This window comes from Microbacterium bandirmense (genome assembly GCF_037204185.1).
In the GTDB taxonomy this organism is placed as follows: Bacteria; Actinomycetota; Actinomycetes; order Actinomycetales; family Microbacteriaceae; genus Microbacterium; species Microbacterium bandirmense.
The window spans coordinates 148,185-160,084 of record NZ_JBBDGM010000001.1 but is presented as its reverse complement, the minus strand read 5'-3'; the positions used below and the strand labels follow the sequence as shown (position 1 = coordinate 160,084).

10 protein-coding genes and 2 tRNA genes are annotated in these 11,900 nt (G+C 67.9%); 1 reads left to right on the top strand and 11 read right to left on the bottom strand.

The window, feature by feature from the left end; all coding sequences use genetic code 11:
* Positions 1-54: 54 nt before the first annotated feature.
* Positions 55-131: transfer RNA gene (locus WDU99_RS00760), tRNA-Pro, on the bottom strand.
* Positions 132-258: 127 nt separating this feature from the next.
* Here WDU99_RS00760 and WDU99_RS00755 point away from each other — a divergent pair.
* Positions 259-332 (top strand) — tRNA-Gly (locus WDU99_RS00755).
* 57 nt (positions 333-389) lie between these two features.
* Here WDU99_RS00755 and WDU99_RS00750 read toward each other — a convergent pair.
* The 10 genes from WDU99_RS00750 to uvrA form a co-directional block, all read right to left on the bottom strand.
* Positions 390-746 carry an RNA polymerase-binding protein RbpA gene (locus WDU99_RS00750; protein ID WP_337330525.1) on the bottom strand — a complete coding sequence of 119 codons (357 nt, stop codon included), beginning with the start codon at positions 744-746 and terminating at the stop codon, positions 390-392.
* Positions 746-994, bottom strand: coding sequence for a preprotein translocase subunit SecG (gene secG, locus WDU99_RS00745; protein WP_337330524.1), 249 nt, complete (start codon positions 992-994; stop codon positions 746-748). Before secG ends, WDU99_RS00750 begins: the two co-directional genes overlap by 1 nt.
* 78 nt (positions 995-1,072) lie before the next feature.
* A complete protein-coding gene (gene tpiA, locus WDU99_RS00740; RefSeq protein ID WP_337330523.1) occupies positions 1,073-1,861 on the bottom strand; it encodes a triose-phosphate isomerase in 789 nt (262 codons plus the stop codon).
* The gene (locus WDU99_RS00735) at positions 1,852-3,066 is read right to left on the bottom strand and encodes a phosphoglycerate kinase (RefSeq protein WP_337330522.1); all 1,215 of its coding nucleotides are present in this window, start codon (positions 3,064-3,066) and stop codon (positions 1,852-1,854) included. Before WDU99_RS00735 ends, tpiA begins: the two co-directional genes overlap by 10 nt.
* A gap of 4 nt (positions 3,067-3,070) precedes the next feature.
* Positions 3,071-4,081, bottom strand: coding sequence for a type I glyceraldehyde-3-phosphate dehydrogenase (gene gap / locus WDU99_RS00730; RefSeq protein ID WP_337330521.1), 1,011 nt, complete (start codon positions 4,079-4,081; stop codon positions 3,071-3,073).
* A gap of 100 nt (positions 4,082-4,181) precedes the next feature.
* Positions 4,182-4,808 carry a superoxide dismutase gene (locus WDU99_RS00725; RefSeq protein ID WP_337330520.1) on the bottom strand — a complete coding sequence of 209 codons (627 nt, stop codon included), beginning with the start codon at positions 4,806-4,808 and terminating at the stop codon, positions 4,182-4,184.
* A gap of 140 nt (positions 4,809-4,948) precedes the next feature.
* On the bottom strand, positions 4,949-5,941 hold the full coding sequence (gene whiA, locus WDU99_RS00720) for a DNA-binding protein WhiA (RefSeq protein ID WP_337330519.1): 993 nt from the start codon (positions 5,939-5,941) through the stop codon (positions 4,949-4,951).
* Between the two features lie 88 nt (positions 5,942-6,029).
* Positions 6,030-6,911 (bottom strand): RNase adapter RapZ, encoded by an 882-nt coding sequence (rapZ, locus tag WDU99_RS00715; RefSeq protein WP_337330518.1) that lies wholly within the window; start codon positions 6,909-6,911, stop codon positions 6,030-6,032.
* Positions 6,912-6,941: 30 nt separating this feature from the next.
* Positions 6,942-8,912: an excinuclease ABC subunit UvrC gene (gene uvrC / locus WDU99_RS00710; RefSeq protein WP_337330517.1), complete on the bottom strand. Its 1,971-nt coding sequence runs from the start codon at positions 8,910-8,912 to the stop codon at positions 6,942-6,944.
* Positions 8,912-11,827 carry an excinuclease ABC subunit UvrA gene (gene uvrA, locus WDU99_RS00705; protein WP_337330516.1) on the bottom strand — a complete coding sequence of 972 codons (2,916 nt, stop codon included), beginning with the start codon at positions 11,825-11,827 and terminating at the stop codon, positions 8,912-8,914. Before uvrA ends, uvrC begins: the two co-directional genes overlap by 1 nt.
* Between the last annotated feature and the right edge of the window lie 73 nt (positions 11,828-11,900).

Below are 11,900 nucleotides of genomic sequence, written 5' to 3'. Positions count from 1 at the left end.
GTTTCTCCTTGTGGTTTCCGCACGAACGGCGCGGTCGTGAAGTCTGGTCGGCCGTGGTCGGGGCGACAGGATTTGAACCTGCGACCTCCCGCTCCCAAAGCGGGCGCTCTACCAAGCTGAGCTACGCCCCGGCTTGAACCCGCGCGCACGGGATCGGCCTCCACGAGTCTAACGGACGGGGACGGTCCAACTGTCCGCTATGCTTTACGAGGCGCTTCGCACAGCGGAGACGCCGAGGTGGCGCAAGCCTCCATGAGCGGGGATGTAGCTTAATGGTAAAGCCTTAGTCTTCCAAACTAATGACGCGGGTTCGATTCCCGTCATCCCCTCCAGTTGCAGATACGGAAGAACCCCCGGAGCCGAAGCTCCGGGGGTTCTTCCGTTCGGTCTCAGTTGCCGCCGCGTCGCTCGCGGAGCTGAGTGAGTGCATCCTCGAGGAGCTGCTCGGCCTCCTCGTCGGTGCGACGCTCCTTCACATAGGCGAGGTGCGTCTTGTAGGGCTCGGCCTTGGCCAGCGCCGGCGGGTTGCTGCGGTCGCGACCGGCGGGCAGCCCGCTCTGCGGGTGATCGATCGTCTCGGGGATCTCCTCGTCGGGCAGCCCGGCAGCGAAGTAGCGCACCGTCTCGTTGCCCAGACCGTCCCAGTACGACACCGCGATGCGGTCGGCGTGGTAGCCGTGGTCCTGCTCGCCCATCGGGCCTGATCCGACCCGCGTGCCGCGGATCGCGTTGCCACCGGTAGCCATCAGATCACCTGGAACTTCGTGATGAGGCCGAGGGCCACGATGGACACGAACCACACCAGGGCCAGCACGACGGTGAACCGGTTGAGGTTCCGCTCGGCGAGCCCCGACGATCCGACGGCTGCGGACATACCGCCGCCGAACATGTCGGAGAGGCCACCACCACGGCCCTTGTGGAGAAGGATGAGGAGCGTCAGCAGAACGCTGGTGACGCCCATCAGCACCTGCAGCACGAACTCGAGTACCTGCACGAAGAAGCCTTTCACGGGGACCGGTCGGTCCGCCTAGCCGTCAATTATAGGGGCGGGGCGCTCGCGCGCCCCGCTCGGTCACACCCCGACGTGCTTTTCGAAGCGGACGATCGCCGCGAACTCGTCCACGACGAGGCTCGCACCGCCCACCAGAGCGCCATCGATGTCGGGTTCGCGCAGGAAGCTCGCGATGTTGCCCGACTTGACGGATCCGCCGTACAGCACGCGGGTGCGCGCGGCAGCATCCTCATCGAGCGTCTTCGCGATCACGCCGCGAAGCGCGGCGCACACCTCCTGCGCCTGCGCGGGCGTCGCCGCCTGGCCGGACCCGATTGCCCACACGGGCTCGTACGCCACGACGATGTCCGCCGAGGCGGGCACGCCCGCGAGAGCCGTCTCGAGCTGTCCGGCGGGCACGGCGCTCGCGCCGAACCTCTCCAGATCCTCGGCGGTCTCACCCACGCAGATCACCGGCACCAGGCCGTGCTTCAGCGCAGCCTTGACCTTGGCGCCTACGAGCTCGTCGGTCTCGGCGTGGTACTCGCGTCGCTCGGAATGACCGATGATGACGTATCCGACGTTCAGCTTCGACAGGAACGCCCCCGAGACCTCGCCGGTGTACGCACCCGAGTCGTGCGCCGAGAGATCCTGCGCGCCGAGGGCGAACGGGATCTTGTCGGCGTCGATCAGCGTCTGCACGCTGCGGATGTCGGTGAACGGGGGGAACACTGCCACCTCGACCGAGTCGCCCTCGTGACCGGCGTCCTTCAGCGTCCAGTGCAGCTTCTGCACCGTCGCGACAGCCTGCAGATGGTCGAGGTTCATCTTCCAGTTGCCCGCGATGAGCGGGGTTCGCTTCAATGCCATCCGAGTACCTCCAGGCCTGGGAGTTTCTTGCCCTCGAGGAACTCGAGGCTGGCGCCTCCGCCCGTCGAGATGTGTCCGAACTGATCGTCGTCGAAGCCGAGCTGGCGCACGGCGGCGGCAGAGTCTCCCCCGCCGACGACGCCGAGACCGTCGACTTCAGTGAGCGCCTGCGCGACGGCCTTGGTGCCTGCCGCGAACGCCGGGAACTCGAACACGCCCATGGGTCCGTTCCAGAACACCGTCTTGGACGCGCTCACCGCGTCGGCGAACGCCGCTGCGGTCTGCGGTCCGATGTCGAGTCCGATGCCGGATGCGCCGAACGAGCTCTGCTCGATGGCATCCGCCGGCACGATCTCGTGCTCGGCATCCGCGGCGAACGACGACGCCACGACCACGTCGCTGGGCAGCACAAGATCGACCCCGCGCTCCTTCGCCTCCGCAATGTAGCCACGCACCGTCTCGAGCTGGTCCTTCTCGAGCAGACTGGATGCCACGGCGTGGCCCTGTGCGGCAAGGAAGGTGAACAGCATGCCGCCGCCGATGAGCAGGCGGTCGACGCGCGGGAGCAGATGCGAGATGACGCCGAGCTTGTCGCTGACCTTCGAACCGCCCAAGACGACCGTGTACGGCCGCTCGGGGTTCTCGGTCAGTCTGTCGAGGACGTCGAGTTCCGCCGCGATGAGCAGCCCCGCTGCCGAGGGCAGCAGCTGAGCCAGGTCGTACACACTGGCCTGCTTGCGGTGCACGACGCCGAAGCCGTCCGACACCATCGCGTCGCCGAGGGAAGCCAGTTCGGTGGCGAAGGCGCGACGCTCGGCGTCGTCCTTCGAGGTCTCCCCCGGGTTGAACCGGAGGTTCTCGAGGACGACGACTTCGCCGTCGTGCAGCGCGGCGACGGCCTGCTGCGCGGAATCCCCGACCGTGTCGGCGGCGAACGCGACCTCGGCGCCGAGCAGCTCCGAGAGGCGATCGGCGACCGGCTTCAGACTGTACTGCGGGTCGGGTGCCCCGTCGGGGCGCCCGAGGTGCGAGCACACGATGACCCGTGCGCCGGCGTCGGTCAGCTTCTTCAGGGTCGGCAGCGACGCGCGCACGCGGCCATCGTCCGTGATCTCGCCGTCCCGCAGGGGGACGTTGAGATCACACCGGACGATGACGCGCTTGCCGTCGAGCGTCCCTAGTGAATCGAGGGTGCGCAGGCTCATCTGATCAGAGACGCTCGGCGACGTACTCGGTCAGATCGACGAGGCGGTTCGAGTAGCCCCACTCGTTGTCGTACCAGCTCGACACCTTGACGAGGTTGCCACTGACATTGGTCAGCTCGGAGTCGAAGATCGACGAGTGCGGGTTGAGCTGGATGTCGCTCGAGACGATCGGATCCTCGGTGTACTCGAGAATGCCCTGCAGACGACCCTCGGCAGCGGCCTCGCGGTACGCGGCGTTGATCTCGTCGACGGTGAGGTCGTCACGGTCCGAGACGATCGTGAGGTCGACGATAGAGCCAGTGGGGACGGGCACGCGGTACGACGAGCCGCTCAGCTTGCCGTTCAGCTCGGGCAGTACGAGGCCGATCGCCTTGGCGGCGCCGGTCGAGGCGGGAACGATGTTGATCGCTGCCGCGCGCGCACGGCGCAGGTCGCTGTGCGGACCGTCCTGCAGGTTCTGGTCTGCGGTGTAGGCGTGTGCGGTCATCATGAAGCCGCGCTGGATACCGAACTTGTCGTTGAAGACCTTCGCCAGAGGCGCGAGGCAGTTCGTCGTACACGACGCGTTCGAGATGATGTTCATGCTGGCGGCGTCGTAGGTGTCTTCGTTCACGCCCATGACGAAGGTGCCGTCGACGTCCGTGCCCGGTGCCGAGATGATGACCTTCTTTGCGCCGCCGGCGATGTGCTTGCCCGCGTCCGCCGCCTTGGTGAAGCGTCCGGTCGACTCGATGACGACGTCGACGCCCAGGTCGCCCCAGGGGAGGTTGGCGGGGTCGCGCTCTTCGAACACCTTGATGGCCTTGCCGCCGACGGTGATGACGTCGCCCTCGTGGGAGACCTCGACGCCCAGGGGGCCGCCGACCGAGTCGTACTTCAGCAGGTGAGCGAGCGCGGCGTTGTCGGTGAGGTCGTTGACCGCGACGATCTCGAGGTCCGCGTTCTGTGCGAGAGCTGCGCGGAGGAAGTTTCTTCCGATACGACCGAAGCCGTTGATACCGATCTTGACAGACACGAAAGTCTCCTGGTTCTTAATCGAGGAAATGCGAGAATCTCGCAGAAAGCGCGGACAACGGCGTCCTGACGGGCATTTCGCCCGTCAGGACGCCCATCTTTTACGACAGTACCAGCAGTCCGGAGGTCTTCTCACGCGCTGTTTCAAAGCGCTGCGCGACGTTCTGCCAGTTGGCGATGTTCCACGCGGCCTTGATGTAGTCGGCCTTCACGTTGAGGTAGTCGAGGTAGAAGGCGTGCTCCCACATGTCGAGCTGGAACAGCGGGACGGTGCCCTGCGCCGTGTTGGCGTGCTGGTCGAACAGCTGCTGGATGATCAGTCGTGCGCCGATCGGGTCCCAGCTGAGCACGGCCCAGCCCGAGCCCTGGATTCCGGCCGCGGCCGCGGCGAAGTGGGCCTGGAACTTCTCGAACGAGCCGAAGAACTCGTCGATGGCCGCCTTCAGCTCACCATCGGGCTGTCCGCCGCCCTCGGGCGAGAGGTTGGTCCAGAAGATCGAGTGGTTGACGTGTCCGCCGAGGTTGAACGCGAGGTCCTTCTCGAGCTTGTTGACGTTCGCCAGGTTGCCGGTCTCGCGCGCCTCGGCGAGGGCGTCGAGTGCGGCATTCGCACCCGCGACGTACGCGGCGTGGTGCTTGTCATGGTGCAGTTCCATGATCTTGCCGCTGATGTGCGGTTCGAGAGCCGCGAAGTCGTAGGGAAGGTCGGGAAGCGTATAAGTCGCCATGTCGAATTCATCCAATCCGCGCCGCGCCGCGGCGCTTGCCGATCCCCTGCCACGCCGAAGTGCGTCACAGGGCGGACGTCTCTCATCCTACTGACGGCAACCCGCCTCGCGGGGGAATCCTTCCCGGATGACGACCCGATCTAGTCGTCGAGCCCGACCGGAACGGCCGACTCGGTGCCAGGGATGCCGTCCTGCTGCGCCCGCTTGTCGGCCATCGCCAGCAGACGTCGGATGCGACCGGCGACCGCGTCCTTGGTGAGGGGCGGATCGGCGTGGTGACCGAGCTCGTCGAGGCTCGCGTCGCGGTGTGCCAGTCGGAGGTTGCCGGCGGTGCGCAGATGGTCGGGCACGTCGTCGCCGAGGATCTCCAGGGCGCGCTCGACGCGCGCGCAGGCGGCCACGGCGGCCTGCGCGGATCGTCGCAGGTTGGCGTCGTCGAAGTTCACCAGACGGTTCACCCCTGCCCGCACCTCGCGGCGCTGCCGCATCTCCTCCCAGGCCACGGCAGTGCGGCGCGCACCCATGATCGTGAGGATCTTCTGAATCGCCTCACCCTCGCGCACGACGACGCGCGGCAGCCCGCGCACCTCTCGGGCCTTGGCCGCGACCCCGAGCCGGTGAGCGGCTCCGACGAGCGCCATGGCTGCCTCTCCTGACGGGCACGCGACCTCGAGCATGGCGGAGCGGCCGGGCTCGCTCAGCGAGCCGGAGGCGAGGAACGCACCACGCCAGATGCCGGCGAGCTCCTCGGGCGAACCCGTGGTGAGACGGTTCGGGAGTCCGCGCACCGGACGACGACGGGCGTCGAGCAGTCCGGTCTGGCGTGCCAGCGTCTCACCGGCGCCGATCACGCGCACCGCCCAGCGGGCGCCATCGGTCGCGCCACTCGGCTGCACTGTGCTCGACTTGACCTGCGCGATCTCGGGGCGCACCCCATAGATCTCGGCGAGATCGCGGCTGACGCGCTTGGCGAGAGTCTCGGCGTCCACCTCGGCCTCGACGGCAACGCGCCCGGCGATGGAGTGCAGGCCACCCGCGAAGCGAAGAATGGTCGTCACCTCCGCGACGCGCACCGTCGGGGGTGCGTTGCGGATGCTGACGAGCTCAGCCTTGACGTCGGTGGTTAGTGCCACGGGACTCCTTCACGATCCTGCGCGCCGGGTCGCGGCGCAAAGGACAAGCTTACAAGGCCCGGCGCCGCCGCACCGTCGCACACGGCGCTCATTCCCGTCCCAGGTCGCGGTGTCGCACGTTCACGGCGACGCCCGGTATGCCGTCAAGACGCCGCGCCAGCTCCTCGGACATCGCGACCGAGCGGTGCTTTCCTCCCGTGCATCCGATCGCGATCGTCGAATGACTCTTGTTCTCGCGCTGATAGCCGTCGAGCACCGGACGCAGCGTCTGCGCGTACGCGTCGAGGAAATCTTCGGCGCCGGGTCGGGACAGCACGTAGTCGCGCACGTCGGCATCCTGCCCGGTGTGCGCGCGAAGCTCCTCCTGCCAGAACGGGTTCGGCAGGAAGCGCATGTCGGCGACATGGTCGACGTCGGTGGGCAGCCCGTACTTGAAGCCGAAGCTCAGCAGCGTGACGCGGTGCCGCGCCGCACCCTCTTCGGAGAACATCTCCGAGACCTGTGTCGCGAGCTGGTGGATGTTCAACGCGGACGTGTCGATCAGCAGATCGGCGGACTCCCGGATCGGTGCGAGACGCGCTCGCTCGGTGCGGATGCCGTCGAGCAGCGTTCCATCGCCCTGAAGTGGATGCGGACGCCGCACCGACTCGAAGCGACGCACGAGCACGTCGTCGGACGCGTCCAGGTAGAGCACCTTGACGCTCCCCCGCGCCCGCAGCGCGCGGGCCACGCCGGGGAAGTCATCGAACAGGCCAGGGCCGCGCACGTCGACGACGGCGGCGATCTTGGGCAGACTGCCGGCGCCCATATCGGTCAGCTCGAGCAGCGGGCGCAGAATCTGCGGAGGCAGGTTGTCGACGACGTACCAGCCCAGATCCTCGAGTGCGTTCGCGGCCGTCGTGCGGCCCGCTCCCGACATGCCCGTGACGATCAGGAACTCGCCTTCTCGTTGCGCATCCTCGGCCGTCATGCTCGGGCTCCCTTCCCCCTGACCTCCAGCCTATCGACTCCCGGCCCCGCCCTCACCGGCGGTGACGTCCCCGGCGGGTGGGTCGACGGCCGGTGCGTCGACGGCGGGCGCGTGGCCGGCGAGGTGGGAATGGATCGCGGCGGCCAGGGCCGGACCGATGCCGGAGACCTCCTCGATCTGCTCCGGTGTGGCGGAGCGCAGCCGGGCCACCGAGCCGAAGTGGGTGAGCAGGGCCTTGATACGGGCCGAGCCGAGTCCGGCGACCTCGGTGAGCACCGACTGGATGTCGCGCCTGCGACGCTTGCGCTGGTGCGTGATGGCGAAGCGGTGCGCCTCGTCGCGGAGGCGCTGGATCAGGTACAGCGCCTCGCTCGTGCGCGGCAGGATCACCGGGAAGTCATCGTCGGGCACCCAGATCTCCTCGAGGCGCTTGGCGATGCCGCACACGGCGATGTCCGTGCGTCCGCTGTCGCGCAGTGCCCTCGCTGCCGCCTGCACCTGCGGCTGACCGCCGTCGACGACGAGGAGCTGCGGCTTGTAGGCGAATCGCGGCTTCTTCGTCTCCAGCGGCACCGCATCGGGGTCGGCCGGGCCCGTCTCCGCCGGCGTCGCCGGTCCTGCGGGGTCCACGCGCGCGAGGCGCCGCATCAGCACCTGGTACATCGAATCGGTGTCGTCGGTGGTCTCGGCGATGTTGAACGAACGGTACTGGTCCTTTCGCGGCAGACCGTCCTCGAACACGACCATCGAGGCGACGACGTTCGTGCCGCCCAGGTGCGAGATGTCGAAGCACTCGATGCGCAGCGGGGCCTCGTCCATGCCGAGCGCCTCCTGCAGGTCGGTGAGCGCCTGGGTGCGCGCGACGTAGTCGCTCGTGCGCCGTGTCTTGTGCCGCAGCAGCGCCTGCTGGGCGTTGAGGGTCGCGGTGCGCATGAGCTCGGCGCGCTGACCGCGCTGGGCGACGGCGATCTCCACCTTGCGGCGGCGGCGCTCGCGCAGCCACAGCTCGAGTTCGGCGGCGTCGTCCGGGAGCGTGGGCACCAGCACGCGACGGGGGATGTCGGTGCCGTCGCCGTACACCCGCTGCAGCACCTGGTCGACGAGCTCGCCGCCGGTGATGTCGAGTTCCTTGTCGACGGCGAGCGAGCGCACACCGCGCACTCGTCCCCCGCGGATCATGAAGTGGTGCACGGCGGCCGACAACTCGTCCTCCGCGATGCCGAACAGGTCGGCATCCTCATCCGCAGGCAGCACCAGGGCGCTCTTGCCCAGCACGGCTTCGATCGCCGAGAGCTTGTCCCGGTACTCCGCAGCGGCCTCGTAGTCCATGGCGGCCGACGCCGCCAGCATCCGCTTCGTGAGGTCGCGGGTGAAGCGCTCGTCGCCACCGGCCATGAACGCCACGAAGTCGTCGACCACGGCGCGGTGCTCGTCGATCGTGACCGTCATCGAGCAGGGTCCGCCGCACTTGCCGATCTGGCCGGGGAAGCAGGGGCGGCCGGTCTGCATCGCGCGACGGTAGCTGGAGTCGCTGCAGGTGCGGATCGGGAACGCCTTGATCATCAGGTCGATGGTCTCGTGCACCGCCCACACCTTGGGGTACGGGCCGAAGTACCGGGCCCCGGGGATCTTGCGGTTGCGGGTGACCATCACCCGCGGCGCCTCGTCGGCGAGGGTGACCGCCATGAACGGGTAGGACTTGTCGTCCTTGTAGCGCACGTTGAACGGCGGATCGAACTCCTTGATCCACATGTACTCGAGCTGCAGCGAGTCGACGTCGGTCGCCACCACGGTCCACTCGACCGATGCCGCGGTGGTGACCATCCGCCGCGTGCGCTCGTGCAGGGTGCGCAGCGGGGCGAAGTAGTTCGACAGTCGCTGCCGCAGGTTCTTCGCCTTGCCGACGTACAGCACGCGGCCGTCGGCGTCACGGAAACGGTAGACGCCCGGGTCGGTCGGGATCTCCCCCGCCCGCGGTTTGTAGGGCAGGACGTCGGCCATCAGCCGGCCTTGCGCGCCGGTGCCTCGCCGATCGTCCGCGCACGACCCTCCGCACCGGGAAGGATCTCTGCGAGGAACCGGCCGGTGTGGCTCTCCTCGACCTTCGCGACGCGCTCTGGGGTGCCCGTCGCGATGATCTCACCGCCGCCGGAGCCGCCCTCGGGCCCGAGGTCGATCACCCAGTCGGCCGACTTGATCACGTCGAGGTTGTGTTCGATCACGATCACCGTGTTGCCCTTGTCGACGAGCCCGTTCAGCACTTCGAGCAGCTTGCGCACGTCTTCGAAGTGCAGGCCGGTGGTCGGCTCGTCGAGCACGTAGATGCTGCGGCCGTTGCTGCGGCGCTGCAGCTCGGTGGCGAGTTTGACGCGCTGCGCCTCGCCGCCGGAGAGCGTGGTCGCCGACTGACCGAGCCGCACGTAGCCGAGGCCGACGTCGACCAGGGTCTTCATGTACCGGTGGATCGCCTGGATGGGCTCGAAGAACTCCGCCGCCTCAGCGATCGGCATCTCGAGCACCTCGGCGATGTTCTTGCCCTTGTAGTGCACGGCGAGGGTGTCGCGGTTGTAGCGCTTGCCGTGGCAGACCTCGCAGTCGACGTAGACGTCGGGCAGGAAGTTCATCTCGATCTTGATCGTGCCGTCGCCGGAGCAGGCGTCACAGCGCCCGCCCTTGACGTTGAAGCTGAACCGGCCGGGCAGGTATCCCCGCACCTTCGCCTCCGGCGTCTCGCTGAACAGCGTGCGGATGCGGTCGAAGACCCCGGTGTAGGTCGCCGGGTTCGAGCGGGGCGTGCGCCCGATGGGGGCCTGATCGACGTGCACCACCTTGTCGAGGTTGTCGAGCCCGGTGACGCGCGTGTGCTTGCCCGGCACGGTGCGTGCGCCGTTGAGCCGACCGGCCAGCACCTGGTACAGGATGTCGTTGACCAGCGACGACTTGCCCGAGCCGCTGACGCCCGTCACCGCGGTGAGCACGCCGAGCGGGAACTCGGCCGTGACGTTCTTCAGGTTGTTCGCACGGGCGCCCACCACGCTCAGCATCCGCTTGCGGTCGATCTTGCGACGCTTCTTCGGCGTGACGATCTCACGACGACCGGCGAGGTAGTCGCCGGTCATGGAGTCGGTCTCGTCGAGCAGCGCCCCGTAGGGGCCGGAGTGCACGACCGCTCCCCCGTTGACGCCGGCGCCGGGGCCGATGTCGACGACCCAGTCGGCGGCCTCGATGGTCTCCTCATCGTGCTCCACGACGATCAGGGTGTTGCCGAGGTCGCGCAGCTTGAGCAGCGTCTCGATCAGGCGCCGGTTGTCGCGCTGGTGCAGACCGATCGACGGCTCATCGAGCACGTAGAGCACGCCGGTGAGCCCGGAGCCGATCTGCGTGGCGAGCCGGATGCGCTGCGCCTCACCACCCGACAGCGAGCCGGCCGAGCGGCCGAGGTTGAGGTACGCGAGCCCGACCTGCAGCAGGAAGTCGAGTCGCAGCCGGATCTCGCGCAGCACCTGTGCGGCGATCTTGGCCTCGCGCTCGGTCAGCTCGAGGGTGTGCATGAACGTGCTGGCGTCGGCGAGGCTCAGTGACGAGACCTCGGCGATCGAATGGCCGTGCACCTTGACGGCCAGCACTTCGGGCTTCAGGCGCGCGCCGTCGCACACGGGGCAGGGAACCTCACGCAGATACTCGCCCCACCGGGCGCGCTGCGTGTCGGACTCGGCCTGCATGTACTGCCGCTCGATGTAGGGCACGACTCCCTCGAACCCCGAGGTGTAGCGCATCTCGCGCCCGTAGCGGTTCTTCCACTTGACGCTGACCTTGTAGTTGTCGCCGCGCAGCACCGCCTCTCGCACGTCGGAGTGCAGCTGGTTCCACGGGGTGTCCAGCGAGAAGTCCAGGTCGCGGGCGAGCCCCTCGAGCAGACGCTCGTAGTACTGGAACAGCCCCTTGCCCTGCGTGGTCCACGGCACGATCACGCCCTCGCGGATCGAGAGCTCCTCGTCGCCGAGCATCAGGTCGGGGTCGACCGACATGCGCGTGCCGAGGCCGGAGCACGCGGGGCAGGCGCCGAACGGCGCGTTGAACGAGAAGGTGCGCGGCTCGATCTCGGTGAGGGTGATCGGATGCCCGTTCGGGCAGGCCAGCTTCTCGGAGAACGACTGCCAGGCGTCGTCGCCCTCCTCATCGACGAAGTTGACCTTCATGATGCCGCCGGCGAGGCCCAGCGCGGTCTCGACCGAGTCGGTGACGCGGCCGAGGATGTCGCCGGATGCGACGAGCCGGTCGACCACGACCGCGATGTCGTGCTTGTAGCTCTTCTTGAGCTTCGGCGGCTCGGCGAGCTGGATCAGATCGCCGTCGACGATCGCGCGGGAGTATCCCTTCGCGCCGAGCTCCTTGAAGAGGTCGACGAACTCGCCCTTCTTCTGGGTGACGACCGGAGCGACGATCTGATAGCGCGTGCGCTCGGGAAGCTCCATCAGCTGATCGGCGATCTGCTGCACGGTCTGGCGCTGGATGCGCTCACCGCACTCGGGGCAGTGCGGAATGCCGATGCGCGCCCACAGCAGACGCATGTAGTCGTGGATCTCGGTGATCGTGCCGACCGTCGATCGCGGGTTGCGGTTGGTCGACTTCTGATCGATCGAGACGGCGGGGCTCAGCCCCTCGATGAAGTCGACGTCGGGCCGATCGACCTGCCCGAGGAACTGACGGGCATAGGCACTGAGCGACTCGACGTAGCGACGCTGCCCCTCGGCGAAGATCGTGTCGAACGCGAGGCTCGACTTGCCCGACCCGGACAGGCCGGTGAAGACGACGAGCGAGTCGCGGGGGATGTCGAGGTCGACGTTCTTGAGATTGTGCACGCGGGCACCGCGAACACTGAGCTTTGCGGACGAGACGACAGGAACGATGGGCACCGAACAAGTCTACGAGTGACCACCGACACTGGCTCTCAGGGGCCGCTGATCCCCCCCTCACGGCCCGTGCGGT